The organism is Streptomyces sp. URMC 124, assembly GCF_051386455.1.
In the GTDB taxonomy this organism is placed as follows: domain Bacteria; phylum Actinomycetota; class Actinomycetes; order Streptomycetales; family Streptomycetaceae; genus Streptomyces.
In genome coordinates this window covers 1-16,393 of record NZ_JBPQTS010000064.1, presented here as the reverse complement: position 1 = coordinate 16,393, position 16,393 = coordinate 1, and the positions used below count along the sequence as shown (strand labels likewise).

The window sequence follows — 16,393 nt, the reverse complement described above, 5'->3', positions numbered from 1 at the left end:
ACCGGCCGCACCGTCAGCAGCGTCATCGCGACTCCAGGGTCCGGACGGCCGGGAGGAAGGGCCCGTCCGGATCGTAGTCCGCCGGGGCGGGGCACCCAAGGTGGCACGCCCCGCCCGCCTCACCCGCGCGGTGCGCCGTCCCCGCCGCCGGGGAAGAAGTCCACCAGCAGCATGTCGCGCACCCCCGACGACGCGCCCGGCGCGGGCCGGACGGGCGAGACGCCGTGCAGCAGCCGCCGGTCGTCGAGCACGATCGTCTCCAGCGGGGCGGTGAGCAGGGCCCGGTGGACCGGGCGGCTGCGCAGGTCGTACAGGGCGGACTCCGCGCCGCTGACGTCCTCGCGCCGGATCAGCACCTGGGCCACGTAGCAGTGCCCGTCCTGGTGGACGCCCTCCGGAGCCGGGTGTCCCTCGGTGCGGGTCGTGGCCGTGACGCGTATCTGGTGGACGCCGCAGGTGTCCATGCCGGCGCGCGGGCCGGGCAGCCGGCGGCGGAGCGTGTGGACGACGGTGCGCAGCACCTCGCCTCCGGCGACGGCGGCGGAGAGCGGGGCGAACAGGCGCTGCACTCCGCCGTGCACCTTGTTGACGGTCTTGTCCTGGAAGAACGCGGTGTGCGGCAGGCGCTCCAGCCGGCCGGGCCGGATCCGGAACAGCCCGTAGCGGCGGAAGCGGTACGGGGTGTCGGTGCCGAGGTGGGTGTCGGCCGGCAGGTCGTCCCACGAGTCCGTGAACTCCTCGACGGCCTCCGCCGGGACCCCGCCCAGGGCGGCCCCCAGCACCTCCGGGCCGAAGTGCACGAAGGGCGGGCCGCCGGGTGCCGCCGGCGGGCCTGCGGGCGTGCGGGTCAGACGGGGGGCCGGTGCACCCGGCGGGCTGGAGGTCATGGCGGTCCTGCCTTCGTACGGGGATGCGCTTCGTCTCGACAGTAGGCCGATTGCCGGATCCGCTGGCCGGAATGCATCGTTCGGCCGCGCGGTCGGAAGTGTGTTCCCGTAGGCAGGGGTTGGGGGTGCGGGCCGGGGCCCTTCGGCGAGCGGCGGGCCCGGCCCTCAGGACAGGCGGACGACCTGGGCGCCCCAGGTGAGGCCCGCGCCGAAGCCGAGGAGCAGCGCGAGGCTCCCGCTGCCGACCGCGCCCAGCTCCTTCAGGCGCGCCAGGGCGAGGGGGACCGAGGCGGCGGAGGTGTTGCCGGTGTGCACCACGTCGCGGGCGACGGTGACGTGTCCGGGCAGGTCCAGCCGCTGGGTGACGGTCTCGATCATGCGCAGGTTGGCCTGGTGCGGAACGAAGGCGTCCAGCTCGTCGGGGGTGACCCCGGCCGCGTCGAGGGCCGCCCGGGCGACCGGCGGCATCTCCTCGATGGCCCAGCGGAAGACCTCGGGGCCCGCCATCCGCATCACGGGCCACTCCCTTCCCGGGTCGTCCCGGAAGGCGTCCCAGGACGCGTCGTGCGCGATCAGCCCCGCGCGGCTGCCGTCGGAGCCCCAGACGACCGGGCCGATCCCCTCCGTGTCCTGCGGACCGACCACCACCGCCCCCGCCCCGTCCGCGAAGAGGATCGCCGCCGAGGGGTCCTCGGGCCCGACGATGTCCGTCATCCTGTCGGAGCCGACGACCACCACGTAGGGCGCCGACCCGTCGCGCACCATGGCCGAGGCGAGCGCCAGGGCGTAACAGAATCCGGCGCAGGCGGCGTTGAGATCAAAAGCGGCGGCGCGGATTCCGAGCCGGTCGGCGATCTCCGCGGAACCGCCGGGGCTCTGCTGCAGATACGACATGGAGGCGAGGATGACCGCCCCCAGCTTTCCGGGCGCGATTCCCGCGTCGGCCACGGCCTTCCGCGCGGCTTCCACCGCCATATCGGTCACCGATTCGCCCGCGCCGGCATATCGGCGCTCGACGATGCCGGTGCGGCGCTCTATCCACTCGGCGGTGCGGCCGGTGCGGGCGGCGACTTCCTCATTGCCCACCACCCGATGCGGACGGTACGCGCCGATGCCCAGAATTCCTACGCCGTTCACCGCAGTTCGCTGCGTCAATGCGCGCATACCGGCCCCCCCAAGCCACCCTCTGACGTGTCGGCGGCGAGACTATCCCCGGGTGGGTTGGAGGACGCAACCCACTGCAGCGCAGAGTGTGCGTGTTGAACGTCACGCCGGGCCGAGGATTCACTTACGTCGTGATGCGGGTCACAAATTTTTTTGCTTGCTTGGTGACGCACCGCCCTTCTACGGTCACTCGTGTGATCCAACTCGGAACAACGAATGGCTTGTTGCCAAGGACCGAGCACCACCTCCGAATTCCGCCCCTCTCCCGCGTTGCCGCCGTCAGGCCGGCCGCCGGACCGGAGGGGCCGTGACCAGTACCGCTTCACCGCTTTCCCCGGTGGCGCTCCTCGGCCGGCCCTCCGGCGCGGAGATCGCCACCGGAAGTCATCTGCACGGTTTCGGCGGCTTTCACGGCGGCCTGACGCTCGCGCTGCTGGCTTCGGCGATGCAGGACGCCGCGGCCGAGGTGGCACCCGGCTTGCGGCTGCAGAGCGCAACGGCGCGTTTCCTGCGGCCGATCGGCGACGATTTCCGGCTGGAGACCTCGTTGCTGCGCGCCGGACGCACGCTCACCACGCTCGGTGGCCGTGCGGTCACCGAAAAGGGAGTGCACGTCGAGGCGTCGGCCGTCTTCGGGAATCCGCAGCCGGCCGCATGGCAGCCCTTCGCTCCGGAGGTTCCGGACGCACCGCCTCCGCAGGAGTGCGACGTCTTCGTCATTCCGCCCGAGTTCGTCGCCATCTCCACCTACCTGGAGATCCGCCCGGTCGGCCCCAGCCGCCCCTACGCGGGCGGCGCCGAGCCCGAACTCATCGCGTGGATCAGGATCCTGGAGGACGAGCGTCCGCCGGACCCGCTGCGTTTCGTGTTCCTGATGGATTCACTCGCCCCGTCGTACGCGGCGGTGCTGTCGACGCTAGCGTTGGTGCCCACGGTCGAGCTCACGGTCCGGCCCGGCGCGCATCTCGCGCAGGCGTCGTCACCGTGGATCCTGCTGCGTGCACGCACCCGCTCCGCGACCGCCGAGGGCTGGGTCGACGAGGAAATCGATGCCTGGGGCAGGGACGGGACCCACTTGGGTTCCGCCCAGCAGCTCCGCATCGTCCGTACCGGCTGACGAGGGCGACAGCCGACCGTACGGCGCAACACCGTTTTCACGTTTCTGCGTTTCTACGTTTCCGCGGGCCGCGCACCGGTGACACGGGTGCGGCCCCGCGCACAGAACTGAACTTCACGGGGGCGTTGTGGATCACATAGCGGGGCGGGCCCGTACCTCATTGCCCGGGCTTCCCGGCATACTCCGGGAACGGGCCGCCGGGCCCCGGCGCACGGCCTTTCGCTTTCTCGCCGACGGCACCGGCGACGAGGCCGTCGACTGGACCTATCACGACGTGTACGAACACGCCGGGCGCATCGCCGCGGACCTGCTGGAGCGCGAACTCACCGGGCGCCGCGTGGTGCTGGCACTGGATCCCGGTCTGCACTACATCGCCGCGCTCTTCGGGATATTCCGGGCCGGCGCCACCGCGGTGCCCTCCTTCCCGCCCGCCGGGAAGCGCGCAGTGGCCCGCTTCGCCTCGATCGTCGCGGACAGCGCGCCCGATGTGATCATTGCGGACCGCCGGCTGGAGGGCCGCGTCGCGCAATTCGCCGCGGAACTCCCCGCATCGGTGCGCACGCCGGAATGGCTGTTCGTCGACGACGCGTACTTCAGCGGTCCGGCACCGGACACCGCCGTTCCCGACGCCGTTTCCGATCCGGCGCTGCTGCAGTACACCTCGGGATCCACGGGCGACCCCAAGGGAATCGTGCTCACCCACGAGAACCTGGTGAGCAACTGCCGCGCCCTGGAACACAACATGGGGTACGAAGCCGACCGCGTCGGCTGCACCTGGCTGCCGCCCTACCACGACATGGGCCTGATGGGCACGATCATGCTCGCGGTGCACGGCGGCTGGCCCTTGGTGCTCATGTCGCCGGCGCACTTCGTCCAGCAGCCGTACCGCTGGCTCAAGGCGATCACCGACCACAAGGTCACCATTTCCGTCGGGCCCAACTTCGCTTTCGACATGTGTACTTCGAGTATCACCGATGACGAGCTGGAAACCCTCGACCTCGGCACGCTGCGCCAGGTCTTCTGCGGATCCGAGCCCGTATCCAGGGTAACCCTGGACAAGTTCCGCGACCGATTCGCCCCCCGGGGATACGACGAAACCTCGCTCATCCCCTGCTACGGCCTGGCCGAGGCGACGCTCTACGTGTCGGGAAAGCCCACCGGAACCCCTTTGCGGACCGAACGGCTCGACAAAGCGGCCCTGGAGAACGGCCTCGTGCGCCGCTTCGAGGAGGGCGAGGAGAAGGACGCCGAGCCCGGGCGGGTCGCGCACGTCGTCAGCTGCGGCACCGTCGCCGACGGGCACGAGGTGACCGTAGTGGACCCCGACACCCTGCTGCCGGTCCCGGCCGGCCGGGTCGGGGAGATCTGGGTGAACGGGCCCAACGTGGCCCACGGTTACCTCGGCCGGCCCGAGCTCACCGCCGCGACCTTCACGGCGCGGACGGCGGACGGCGGCGAGGCGACTCACCTGCGCACGGGCGACCTCGGATTCCTGCTCGACGGCGAGCTGTTCATCACCGGGCGCCTGAAGGACCTCGTGGTCATCGCCGGCCGCAACCTCTACCCGCAGGACATCGAGCTCAGCGTCCGCCAGGCGCACGAGAAGGTGCGCGGCTGTGCCGCCTTCTCCGTCCCCGGCGAGCAGGGCGAGGAACTGGTGGTCGCCGCCGAGTACCGCGGCACCGCACGCCAGCTGGCCGCGGAGGGGGCGGCCGTGCTGGACGCGGTGATCGCGGCGGTGACGGCCGAGCACGGAGTCCGGCCCGCAGCCGTCCACGTCGGGCCGGTGGGGGCGATCCCCATGACCACCAGTGGCAAGGTCCGCCGGGACGCGACACGGAAGGCCTATCTCCAGGGGTCGCTGAAGAAGCTGACCCCGGCCGCCGACGACATGCCGCAGGCCGTGCGGTGACGGGAGCCCATCATGACGATCTCGCCTGAGTCACCCGGGGCCGCCGCCTCCGGTGCCCCGCACGCGGCCCGCCCGGCCGCGGCCCCGCAGGCCGCGGCCGACACCGACGCCTCGGCCCGCCGGCTGGCCTACCTCACGGTCGGCGTGCCCACCCTGGGCTTCGCCGGTGCGCTGGTCTTCGCGTACCACTACGGATTCACCGGGGTCGACCTCGGACTGCTCGTCGGGATGTACCTGCTGACCTCCCTGGGCGTGGAGGGCGGCTTCCACCGCTTCTTCTCGCACCTGTCCTTCGCGGCCAAGCCGGCGGTGACCGCCTTCTGGGGCATCGCCGGCAGCATGGCCGCGCAGGGCCCGGTCGTCTTCTGGGTGGCGACCCACCGCCAGCACCACGCGTTCACCGACCGCGACGGCGACCCGCACTCGCCCCGGCCGATGCAGGACGGGCGCAAGTACCCGCGGCTGCGCGGCCTGTGGCACGGGCACGTCGGCTGGCTGTTCACCGTCCGCCGGCAGAACTGGAGCAAGTACGTCCCCGACCTGATGAAGAACCGGCTCGTGATGAAGATCAACGAGTACTACTTCGTCTGGGTCCTGGCCGGACTCGCCCTGCCCGCGCTGCTGGGCTGGGCGCTCACCGGCGGCAGCCTGCGCGGCGCGGCCGGCGGGCTGCTCTGGGGCGGCCTCGCCCGCATCTTTCTCCTCGACCACGTGACCTGGAGCGTCAACTCGATCGGGCACACGCTGGGCAGCCGCCCCCACCGCACCCGGGACAACAGCCGCAACGTCGCGACGCTCGCGCCCTTCTCGGTCGGCGGCTCCTGGCACAACAACCATCACGCCCAGCCCGCCCTGGCCCACAACCGCCACACGTTCTGGCAGATCGACATCGCCGGCGCCTTCATCCGGCTGCTGGACGTCCTGGGCCTGGTCACCAACGTCCGCTACCCCAAACGCGCACGGTCAGAGAGATAAGGAGCGGCCCCGTGTCTTCCGCAACCGCCGACCCGCTCGCGTCGGCGATCGTCAAGCTCGACCCCGCCAGCGCCCGGATCAAGCGCTTCTCCGCGCTCACCACGATGACGCTGCCGCTGATCGGCACCGCCGCCGCGGCCTGGTTCCTGTGGACCGGCAACTACACCACCACCGACCTGGTCCTCTTCGTCGTCATGTACTTCGTGCACATGGGCGGCATCACCATCGGCTTCCACCGCTACCTCTCGCACAAGGCGTTCAAGACCTCGCCCGTGTTCGAGGGCATCATGATGATCACCGGGTCCATGGGGGCCCAGGGCCCGCTGATGTTCTGGGTCACCACGCACCGCCGCCACCACCGCTTCAGCGACCGCGAGGGCGACCCGCACTCGCCGAACCTGCACGGCTGGAGCATCAAGGCCCGGCTGCGCGGCCTGTGGTACGCGCACATGCCGTGGATGCTCAGCGACGAGACCTCGAAGTGGAGCGTCTTCGCCCCCGACGTCCTGCGCGACCGCCGGCTGATGTGGTACAGCCGCACGTACCCGGCCTGGGTCCTCACCGGCCTGCTGATCCCGGCGGTCGTCGGCTTCGCCGTGGAGCAGACGCCGATGTCCCTGCTGACCGGCCTGGTCTTCGGCGGGTTCGCGCGCATCTTCGTGGCCAACCAGGCCGCCTGGTGCGTGGGCTCGATCTGCCACGCCATCGGCAGCCGCCCCTTCGACAACAAGGACCGCAGCGCCAACAACTGGCCCGTCGCCGCCTTCACCTTCGGCGAGGGACTGCAGAACAACCACCACGCCTTCCCCGGCTCCTACCGCCACGGCGTGACCTGGTGGGAGCCGGACCTGAGCGGCTGGCTCCTCTTCGGCCTGGGCAAGGCCGGAGTCGTCTGGGACCTCAGGGAGCCGGACAAGGCCACCATCGAGCGCAAGCGCGCCATGAAGCAGGCCGCGTAGCCGCTCGCGCCCCCGGCAGGAACCGCCTCACCCGCAGTGCTTTCACCCTCGCACACCAGCAGGAGCGTAACCACATGTTCGGACGCAAGAAGGACGCCCAGCAGATCTCGGGCCCGCTCACGGAGGAGTCCCTGCGCCAGTGGCTCATCGAGCACCTGGCCAAGCGGATCGAGGCCGCGCCCTCCGACATCGACACCCAGAAGTCCTTCGAGGCCTACGGGCTCGACTCGCGGGTCGCCGTCCAGGTCTCCGGCGCCCTGGAGAAGGTCGTCGAGCGCCGCCTCTCGCCCGGCCTGCTCTACGAGCACCAGACCATCGACGACCTGAGCGGCTACCTGGCCCAGGAACTCCGGCTGACCCGCCGGACCGGCTGAGCCCGGCCGAGAGAGGACACCACGACGATGGGGGCATACAACTTTCCGTCCGCTCCGGACAAGGCGTTCGAGGACTTCAAGCGCAAGTCGGAGCAGATCGAGGGCGAACGGCTCGCGGGGGCCATCCCGAGGGAATTCTTCGAACCGCGCGTGGGCCGCGGCCTGCTCGGCTTCGCCGTCAGCTGGGTGCTGTACATCGGTGCACTGGTCGGCATCGCGTTCTCACCCCACTGGCTGCTGTGGATCCCGCTGTGGATCGTCGCCGGCCTGGGCGGCTGGGGCCTGCACTGCATCGCGCACGACTGCGGGCACGGCTCCTTCTCCCGCTCGCGCAAGTTCAACTTCGCGATCGGGCACGTCTCGCTGCTGCCGCTGATCTACCCGTTCCACGCCTGGCGGCACGTGCACAACCTGCACCACAGCCACACCAACAACCTGGAGCTGGACACCGACTGGCGCCCGGTCCCGGCGGCGCTGTACGACCGGATGCCGCTGCACGAGAAGATCATCTACCACGGGACGCGCACCTGGGCGTTCTGGGGCGGCACCATCAACTACTGGCGCGAGTCCGGCTTCCGGCCGAGCTACTTCCCCAAGCGCGAGGCGCGCCGCGACGTCCGCCGGTCGATGGTCTTCGTCCTGGCCGTCATGGTCGCCTACTTCGTCCCGCTGATCTGGTTCACCGGCTTCACGGGCTTCCTGATCTACTTCGTCGCCCCGTGGCTCGCCACCCACGCCTGGTTCAGCGCGACGACGCTGATGCACCACAGCTCCAGCGACATCCCGTACCTGACCAACGAGCACTGGACGCGCAACGCCAGCCGGCTGCTGGTGACCACCGACTTCGTGTACCCCAAGTGGCTGCTGTTCCTCACGCACAACATCTCCATCCACACGGCGCACCACGTCGCCCCGGTCGTCCCCTTCTACAACCTGCAGAAGGCGCAGAAGGCCCTGAAGGACGCCTATCCCGGCATGGTCCGCGAGGAACGCGTGAAGGTCCGCCAGCTGAGCACCATCATCCGGCGGCTGCACTTCTACGACACGGAGTCCGGCTTCTACACCGACTTCAACCGCACGCGGATCGCCCCGGCGGACGCCAAGCCGGTGACGGTGAAGTCGCCGTCATGACGCCCCCCGTCCTGAGAAGGCTCGCCCACGCGGCCGCCGGCGTCCTCGCGCCCGGACCCGGCGGCCGCTGGGCCACCGACGTCTTCAGCCGGACCCGCGCCCTCGGCACGAAACCCGACAACGTCCTGCCGCTCGGAGCCCGCGGCTTCGACATCCTCGGCAACCCCGACGTGCACGGCGGATACCTGTGGGGCGACGACGACCGGCCCACCGCACTGCTCGTGCACGGCTGGGGAGCCGACAGCAGCAGCATGTACTCGCTGATCGGCCCGCTGCGCGAACTCGGCTACCGGGTGGCCGCGTTCGACGCCCCCGCCCACGGGGTGAACCGGGGCACGCAGGCCACCATGACGCAGTACACGGCGGCCGTGCGCGCCGCCCTGGACTCCCTCGGCGGCGCGAAGGTGATCGTCGCGCACTCCCTGGGGTCCATCGCCGCCGTGGGTGCGGTGGCGATGGAGGAGCGGCCGGACGTCGACTGCATCGCCCTGATCGCCCCCACCTGCACGCTCACGGCCGTGCTGGAGCGGTGGTCCAAGGGCGAGCTGATGCTCTCGCGCGCCGTCGTCGACCGCATCTACCGCGAACTGCACCGCCGCAACGGGGTGCCCGTCAGCCACTGGGACGTCGTCGGCCTCGGCCGCGAGCTCGACGTGCCGGTACTCGCCCTGCACGACCCCGAAGACCCCGTCGTGCCCTACTGCGAGGCCGAGGCCATCGCCGCCGGCCTGCGCGACGTACGGCTCCAGCAGGCCCCGGGGCGGGGACACATGGGGATCCTGATGTCCCCCGAAGCGAAAAGCGCCATCTCCGTGTTCGTCGCCGAGCACGGAACGAGAACTGGAGAGACCATCCCGTGAGCGAAGACGTCGGGAAAAGGGCATGGATGTGCCTCGTCTGCGGCTGGGTCTACTACGAATCCCTGGGACTGCCCGAGGAGGGGATCGCGCCCGGCACGCCCTGGGAGGAGATCCCGGACGACTGGGAGTGCCCGGACTGCGGGACCACCAAGGCCGACTTCGTCATGGCACCGCTGTAGAGCCGCAGAACCGCTGTAGACCGCTAGGAGAAGTGACATGACCACACCGGTGATGGATCCGGGCCGCGCGATGATGACGCTGCTGAGCCCGGCCGGGAAGCGGGATCCGTACCCGCTCTACGAGGCGCTGCGCTCCTACGGGCCGCTGCTGCCGCTCGGCCCCGGCCAGCTGGTGGTCACCGGGCACGCCGAGTGCGCCCGGGCGCTGCGGGAACCGGCCCTGCTGTCGACCGACGGGGCCGTGCAGGACACGATGATGCCCGGATGGCGCGAGCACTCCTCCTGGGTGTGGCTCACCAAGAACATGCTCTTCAGCAACAACCCCGACCACGACCGCTACCGGCGCTTCTTCAGCGTCGGCTTCACGCCGCGCCGGATCGCGGCGCTGCAGCCGGCGGTGGAGCGGCTGATCGGCGGCCTGGTGGACCGGCTGGCCGCGCTCGGCGAGGGCGGGACGCCCGTCGACTTCATGGCCGAGTTCGCCTTCCGCGTGCCGATGGCGATCATGGGTGAGCTGCTGGGCATACCCGAGGAGGAGCAGGCGGGGTTCCGGGGCCACATCGGCGCCATCACCACCGCGCTCGAACCCATCCAGGACCTCGCGCAGCTGCGGCCCGGCGACGCCGCGATGGAGGAGCTCGCCGTCTACTTCGGCGACCTGGTCGCCCGGCGCCGGGCGAATCCCGGCGACGACCTCGTCAGCGAGATGGTCCGGCAGCTGGACACGACGGGCGGCATCAGCGAGGAGGAGCTCGTCGCCAACTTCATGCTGCTGCTGGTCGCCGGCACGGAAGCGCCGATGGACCTCATCGGCAACGCCCTGCGGCTCGCCGTCGAACACCCGCAGTACGCGGCCGCGCTCCGCGAGGACGACTCGCTCGCGGAGGGCTACGTGGAGGAGGTGCTGCGCTTCGACCCCGCCGCGCAGGCCCTCAACCGCATGGCCGTCAAGGACATCGACTTCTTCGGCATCCCGCTGATCGCGGGCACGAAGGTCACGCTCCTGATCGCCGCGGGCAACCGCGATCCGCGGCAGTACGCCGACCCCGGCACGTTCAACCCCTACCGCAAGGGCAACCACGCGCTGACCCTCAGCGGCGGGGCCCACTACTGCCTGGGCGCGGGCCTGGCCCGCATGCAGGCGGAGATCGCGCTGCCGGCGGTCCTGCGGCGCTTCCCGGGCCTCGCCCTGGCGGGCGAACCCACGTTCCGCGACCAGTTGGTCCAGCGGGGCTTCGACCAGCTCCCGGTCAAGCTCGCCTGACGCGGGGCGCCACACTCCTTCCGCCGCCGTGGCGCGCAACCACGACGGCGGAGACCGGCGGTGCCGGACCCACCTCAGGTGGGTCCGGCACCGCCGGTGGCGTTGTCGGTGGCCGGGCGCCGTCGCGGCGGATTCAGGGGCGCGGACCCTGCCGCGAGGGCGTCGTCGGCGTCGGCGGATGATGGCCCGGTGAAGCAAGAAACCGCACGTTACAGCCTGTGGTCGCCGCCCACGTTCGTCACGGCGGTCGGGGCACTCGTGGCCGAGACGGTCTTCGCGGGCGTCGTGTTCGTCCTGTGGGCGCTGGTCTTTCCGGACACCGTCTCCGGCTCCGGGCCGGCGGATCCGTCCGAGGAGGACAGCGGTGCCCTCGGCATCGTCGTGCTCCCCTTCGTCCTGGCCGCCTGGACCGTCGTGTCGGCCTTCCTGGCCGCAGCACTGGTCGTCCCCGCCGCCGGGATCGCCCGGTGGGCGGGGAGCCGGACGGCTCGCGTCGGCGCCCGGTGGTGGGCGCCCGCGGCCGCGGCGGCCGTCGCCGCAGCGGCGGTCGCGGCCGTCCTGCTGGTGTCCGGCCATGCCGGCGACCTCGGCGGGCACCCGGTGGCGTGCCTGTGGTGGTGGGCCGGGGTGACGGCCGCGCTCACCCCGGCCGCCCTCCTGACCCTGCTCGCCGACCACCGCGCCACCGCGGGGCACCGCCCCTGGCGGCTGCCCCTGTGGCTCCTGGGCGGCGGCTGCGGCGTGCCGCTCGCCGTCTTCCTGCTCCTGACGGTGGTGGGGCTCATCGCCTACGCCGGCACCGGCTGAGACGCTCCGGCCCGCGCGGCCCGTATCCGACGCTCCATCAGTACGGCTGCACCAGGCTGTTTTCGGCCGGTGCGGCCGTACTGCCGTAGGGGCGCCATGACGCCTACATCACACCGACACGTCCCGGGGGACGCTGTATGCTCACGTGAGTTGGAAAAGCCAACTCACTAGCGAGGAGAGCGATGACTCAGACTGCCGCCGGACAGGCGGGCAGCGTGACGAAGCCCGCCTTCGGCCCGGTGTTCGCCGTCGTTGTAGCCGGGGTTGCGATGTCCAACCTCGACATGTTCATCGTCAACGTCGCCCTGCCCGACATCGGCGCACAGTTCTCCGGGTCCTCGCTGGCCTCGCTGTCGTGGATCCTCAACGCCTACGCGGTGATCTTCGCCGCGCTGCTCGTCCCGGCCGGCAGCCTCGCGGACCGCACCAGCCCCCGGAACGCCTACCTGCTCGGCATCGCGGTCTTCACCGTCGCCTCCGCGCTGTGCGCCGTCGCCCCCGGCGTCTGGCTGCTGGTCGCGGCCCGCGTGGTCCAGGCCGTCGGCGCGGCCATGCTCATCCCCTCCTCACTCGGCCTGCTGCTCGCCGCCGCGCCGCCGGAGAAGAGGATCCCCGCGGTCCGCGGCTGGACCGCCATCAGCGGCCTGGCCGCCGCCCTCGGCCCCGTGATCGGCGGCCTGCTCACCCAGCTCGACTGGCGCTGGGTCTTCCTCGTCAACCTGCCGATCGGCGTCTTCGCCCTCCTCCTCGGCGCCAAGGTGCTGCCGCGCATCGCGGCCCGCCCGGCCGCGGCCCGCCTGGACCTGCTCGGCGCGGCCCTGCTCACCCTGGGCATCGCGGTCCTGGCGCTCGGCCTGGTCAAGAGCGAGGACTGGGGCTGGACTTCGGGCAAGGTGCTCGGCTCGCTCCTGATCGCCGTCGTCCTGCTCGCCGCGTTCGTCTACAGCTCGGCGCGCCACGCCTCGCCCATCCTGCCGCTGGGCCTGCTGAGGATCCCCGCGGTCGGCCCCTCGACCTTCGCGAACCTGCTGTTCGCCGTCTCGTTCGGCGCCATGCTCCTCTCGGCGGTGCTGTGGTGCCAGCAGGTGTGGCACTGGTCGCCGCTGAAGACGGGCCTCGCCATCGCGCCCGGCCCGGTCCTCGTCCCCGCCTTCGCGATGGGCGTGGGGCCCGTCATCAAGAAGTTCGGCTCCGCCGCGGTCTCCGCGGTCGGCTGCGTGCTCTTCGGTGCCGGCATCGGCTGGTGGATCTACCGGCTGGACACCGCGCACGAGTACGCGGCGGGCCTGCTCCCGGGCATGCTGCTCACGGGCGTCGGCGTGGGCATGGTCGTCCCGACGCTCGTCGGGGCCGCGGTCTCCGCGCTGCCGCCGCAGAGCTTCTCCACGGGCTCGGCCGTCGTCACGATGGCCCGTCAGGTCGGCTCCGTGCTGGGCGTGGCCCTGCTGGTGGCCTTCGTCGGCGCGCCCTCCGGCGCGGACGACGCCGTGACGGCCTTCGACCACGGATGGGCCTTCATCCTGGTCGCGACGGCCGCCGCGGCCCTCGCCTGCCTGTTCATCCCCCGCCCCAAGCCAGCCGCGTAATGCCCTGACGCTCACAGGACAGCGCGGCACACGAGCCGGGCGGTCCGCGCGGAAACCCCCGACCGCGCGTGACCGCCCGGCGTTTTTCTTCCCGGAATCCCCGATTCTGCGTCACAAGTGATTCACATCACAGTGGGCTGGAGGCGGAAGTTCCGGCCTGTGACCGCCGGTTCCGCGGCGCGAGGCCCGTGGATCATGGCCGGAATCGTGCGGCGACGAGGTTCCGGTTTGCCGTCGAGGCCGGAAACCCCCGCCGGGACGTGCTGGTTCGGCGGTGTTGAGGTGGGGGGTGAAACGGGCATACGTTCTGTTTCTCGGGGGCGCCACCGCCGCTGGCCTCGGTCTTCGTAGATTTATCTACCGCAAGACACCCATAGAGCCGGGCAAGTGTGACCAGCAGGTCAAAACGGGCGGGCCCGGAGCTCAAACCGGCATATGTTCCGGCCATTGCCCCCCGGCATATTGCGGGGCCTCGCCGGGTGCTGTTTTCTTGCGTCCAGATAATCAGCCACCTGGGGGTATCGCCGATTATGGCAATCAAGATCAACCCGGCGCGATTCAGTCAGTTCGGCCCGGCCGACGGAAGCATCTTCTGCCTGATCACCAATCAGGAGATGGTCCAGGAATTTGAAATCGTCAAGGATGCCCCCTACGCGGAGTACCGGACGATCATTCTGAAGCCGGGCGACGACTTCGAGAAGATGCTCGCCGATGAAACGGTTCCGCAGAATTCCCACTCGCTGGTCATCTCGCCCTACCGGTTCTTCGAGTCCCCGTCCGAGGAGGCGCTCGGCCCGCGCCGCAAGCTGATGGGCATGGCCTGCAACTCGACACCGACGGACCTGGGCATCATCAGCCACTTCCTGGGGGTCATCGAGCGCACTTCGGCCCAGGAGCAGGCGGAGTTCAGCGACCGCTTCTTCGAACTCGCCGAGTCCACCGACCACTTGGTGTACGTCGACGAGCGGCACGGCACCCGTGCGGTCCTGGACCACCTCGCCGACGGACTGGTCTGGAATCAGCAGGCCGGCCCCCTTGAATGGGGCGAGCAGCAGATCGTACCCTCGGGCGAGATCAGCGTCCTGCCGATGCAGATCGTCGAGTTCGACGAGTCGCTGCACCTCCCGCTCGAAGGCAGCATCGCGTTCCGCGGCTTCCCCATCCTGCACAACGGAACGCCCTCCTTCCTCCGGAAGGACCAGGCCCGCCTGCAGGCCAAGCTGGCCGGGCTGGAGCACGAGGCGGTGGTGGCCGAGGTGCGCAAGGGAGCGATCGCCTCCCTCCGCCCGCACCGGCCCGCCGGCGCTCCGGTCGCCGAGGTCTTCGAGGCGATGTTCGAGATCGACTCCCGCTACACCCTGGTCTGGGAGATCGGTCACGCCCTCAACACCAGCCTGGACATCGTCCGGGGCAACCACGCGATGAACGAGGTCTACGGCGGCGACCAGGGCTGCCTGCACTGGGGACTGGGGCTCACCCCCTTCACCCAGTACCACCTCGACATCATCTCGCCCGACACCACCGTCTACACCGAGAGCGGTGAAGTGGTGCTCGGCAACAAAGGCGGCGCCCCGAGCGTCCGCATCGCACCGGCCGCCTGAGCGGCCGGCGGCGGACGCGGCGGGAGCGCGAAATCCACGCGGACGGGAGGTGATTCCCCATGAAGAAGACCATCAAGGTGCGCAAGAACAGCAACTACCTCGGGACCCTGCTGGGCTAATCGCCCGGTGACCCCGGCCGGATCCGAGCCAATGGAGGGTGGTGAGTTCCCGTGAAGAAGACCATCAAGGTCCGTAAGAACAGCAACTACCTGGGGACCCTGCTGGGCTAATCGCCCCGCAGTCCATCCGAAAACAATGGCCATTGGCGGGAGGTGAGTTCCCATGAAGAAGACCATCAAGGTGCGCAAGAACAGCAACTACCTCGGGACCCTGCTGGGCTGAACCCGGGTGACGGGCTGAATTGAACAGCCCTGGCGCGGGGCGGGTCGAGGTGCTGACTCGACCCGCCTCGCCGACACGCAACACGCATATCTGGGAGTGGTGTCGCGATGATTATTGTCCGCCCCGAGGCCTACCGCCAGTATCCGGTCGGCCGTACACACTTCGTACTGGTCCTGGAAAAGGCGCTCGCCGATTTCTTCCGCCTCGAGGGCGGCGGCCGTCACGAGCAGTACGCCACCGTGACCGCCGGCCCCGGCCGCACCCTGGGCGACATCCTGCGCACCGAGGTGCCGGACGACAGCGACGTCCTCGTGATCGCCACCGCAGACGCCCTGCTGACCGCCCCGTCCGCCGACATCGGCCCCGGCCGCACGGTCGCCGTCGTCCGCGCCGGGCAGGGCCCGCTCGCCCTCGACCAGGCCGGCACCGTCCTGACGGGCCTGGAGAAGACCGACCCGGATGCGGTGCAGGCCCGCGCCGACCGGCTCACCGAGGCCCTCGCCGGCTCCGGCGGCCTGCAGATCGAGGACGCGCTCACCGGCTCCGTGGCCCGGCTGACCTACGACCGGCCGACCTGGTCGCGCACCGACGGCGGGCTCTTCCAGCCCGGCGCCGTGCGCACCGCGCCCACCGGACGGCTGCGCCTCGCGGCCGACCTCACCGGCGCCGCGCTCTCCGGCCAGATCACGGTCAAGGGCTGGCCCGTCGTACGGGCCCGCAGCGCGAGCGCCGACCGCCGCCACGAGATCTACGAGCAGCTGACCGGCCTCTCGCACTACCCGCTGGTGCTGACCGTGGAGAACGGCGCGGTCACCGACCTCAAGGCCGCCGCCACGGGCTCCGGCACGGCCGCGGCCGAGCTCGAACGCCTCTTCGCCGACCACCCCGACCACGCGCTGGTCTCCGGAGTCGAGTTCGGGCTGAGCAGCGGGACGCAGCCGCTGCCCTTCAACACCGAAGGCAACTCGGCGGCCACCGGCAAGGCCGCGGTCTCCGCCCACATCGTCCTGGGCGCCCTGCCGCAGACCCCGTACCAGCTGACGCTGGCCTGCTCCACCAGCACGGTCACGGCCCTCGGCGGGACCGAGCCGCTCGCCGGAGCCGGCACGGAGAGCGGCGAAGCGCGGCCGAGGCGCCGGATGAACAGGGTCACCTCGGCGAGCTGCGGCTGCCACTGACGCACCCGTCCCACCGGGCGCCCGCCCGCTTCCGCCGCCCGCCCGCCGCCCCGGCCC

At 70.9% G+C, this 16,393-nt stretch carries 15 protein-coding genes; 13 read left to right on the top strand and 2 right to left on the bottom strand.

All coding sequences use genetic code 11. From position 1 onward, the window contains the following. Positions 1–119: 119 nt before the first annotated feature. A complete protein-coding gene (locus ACSNOG_RS15730) occupies positions 120–887 on the bottom strand; it encodes a 2OG-Fe dioxygenase family protein (protein WP_436753269.1) in 768 nt (255 codons plus the stop codon). A gap of 165 nt (positions 888–1,052) precedes the next feature. After that, positions 1,053–2,051 carry a beta-ketoacyl-ACP synthase III gene (locus tag ACSNOG_RS15725; protein WP_436753268.1) on the bottom strand — a complete coding sequence of 333 codons (999 nt, stop codon included), beginning with the start codon at positions 2,049–2,051 and terminating at the stop codon, positions 1,053–1,055. Between the two features lie 307 nt (positions 2,052–2,358). Here ACSNOG_RS15725 and ACSNOG_RS15720 point away from each other — a divergent pair, with 307 nt between their 5' ends. The 13 genes from ACSNOG_RS15720 (at position 2,359) to ACSNOG_RS15660 (ending at position 16,336) form a co-directional block, all read left to right on the top strand. Continuing rightward, positions 2,359–3,168: a thioesterase family protein gene (locus ACSNOG_RS15720; RefSeq protein WP_436753267.1), complete on the top strand. Its 810-nt coding sequence runs from the start codon at positions 2,359–2,361 to the stop codon at positions 3,166–3,168. Between the two features lie 160 nt (positions 3,169–3,328). Continuing rightward, on the top strand, positions 3,329–5,080 hold the full coding sequence (locus ACSNOG_RS15715; protein WP_436753266.1) for a fatty acyl-AMP ligase: 1,752 nt from the start codon (positions 3,329–3,331) through the stop codon (positions 5,078–5,080). A 12-nt stretch (positions 5,081–5,092) separates the two neighbouring features. Beyond that, positions 5,093–6,055: an acyl-CoA desaturase gene (locus ACSNOG_RS15710; protein ID WP_436753265.1), complete on the top strand. Its 963-nt coding sequence runs from the start codon at positions 5,093–5,095 to the stop codon at positions 6,053–6,055. Positions 6,056–6,066: 11 nt separating this feature from the next. Then, positions 6,067–7,014, top strand: a complete 948-nt coding sequence (locus ACSNOG_RS15705) for an acyl-CoA desaturase (RefSeq protein WP_436753264.1) — start codon at positions 6,067–6,069, stop codon at positions 7,012–7,014. A 74-nt stretch (positions 7,015–7,088) separates the two neighbouring features. Further along, entirely contained in the window at positions 7,089–7,388 is a 300-nt protein-coding gene (locus ACSNOG_RS15700; RefSeq protein WP_436753263.1) for an acyl carrier protein, read from the top strand. A 27-nt stretch (positions 7,389–7,415) separates the two neighbouring features. After that, complete coding sequence (locus ACSNOG_RS15695) at positions 7,416–8,519, top strand: fatty acid desaturase (RefSeq protein WP_436753262.1); 1,104 nt, start codon at positions 7,416–7,418, stop codon at positions 8,517–8,519. Continuing rightward, the gene (locus ACSNOG_RS15690) at positions 8,516–9,379 is read left to right on the top strand and encodes an alpha/beta hydrolase (protein WP_436753261.1); all 864 of its coding nucleotides are present in this window, start codon (positions 8,516–8,518) and stop codon (positions 9,377–9,379) included. Before ACSNOG_RS15695 ends, ACSNOG_RS15690 begins: the two co-directional genes overlap by 4 nt. Beyond that, entirely contained in the window at positions 9,376–9,558 is a 183-nt protein-coding gene (locus tag ACSNOG_RS15685; protein WP_372504645.1) for a rubredoxin, read from the top strand. The genes ACSNOG_RS15690 and ACSNOG_RS15685 overlap by 4 nt, the downstream gene beginning before the upstream one ends. A gap of 37 nt (positions 9,559–9,595) precedes the next feature. Then, entirely contained in the window at positions 9,596–10,822 is a 1,227-nt protein-coding gene (locus ACSNOG_RS15680) for a cytochrome P450 (RefSeq protein WP_436753260.1), read from the top strand. 189 nt (positions 10,823–11,011) lie between these two features. Beyond that, positions 11,012–11,629, top strand: coding sequence for a hypothetical protein (locus ACSNOG_RS15675; RefSeq protein WP_436753259.1), 618 nt, complete (start codon positions 11,012–11,014; stop codon positions 11,627–11,629). Between the two features lie 182 nt (positions 11,630–11,811). Next, entirely contained in the window at positions 11,812–13,215 is a 1,404-nt protein-coding gene (locus ACSNOG_RS15670; RefSeq protein ID WP_436753258.1) for an MFS transporter, read from the top strand. A 530-nt stretch (positions 13,216–13,745) separates the two neighbouring features. Next, positions 13,746–14,816 carry a hypothetical protein gene (locus tag ACSNOG_RS15665; RefSeq protein WP_436753257.1) on the top strand — a complete coding sequence of 357 codons (1,071 nt, stop codon included), beginning with the start codon at positions 13,746–13,748 and terminating at the stop codon, positions 14,814–14,816. Positions 14,817–15,265: 449 nt separating this feature from the next. Beyond that, positions 15,266–16,336 (top strand): hypothetical protein, encoded by a 1,071-nt coding sequence (locus tag ACSNOG_RS15660; RefSeq protein WP_436753256.1) that lies wholly within the window; start codon positions 15,266–15,268, stop codon positions 16,334–16,336. The last annotated feature ends 57 nt before the right edge of the window (positions 16,337–16,393 follow it).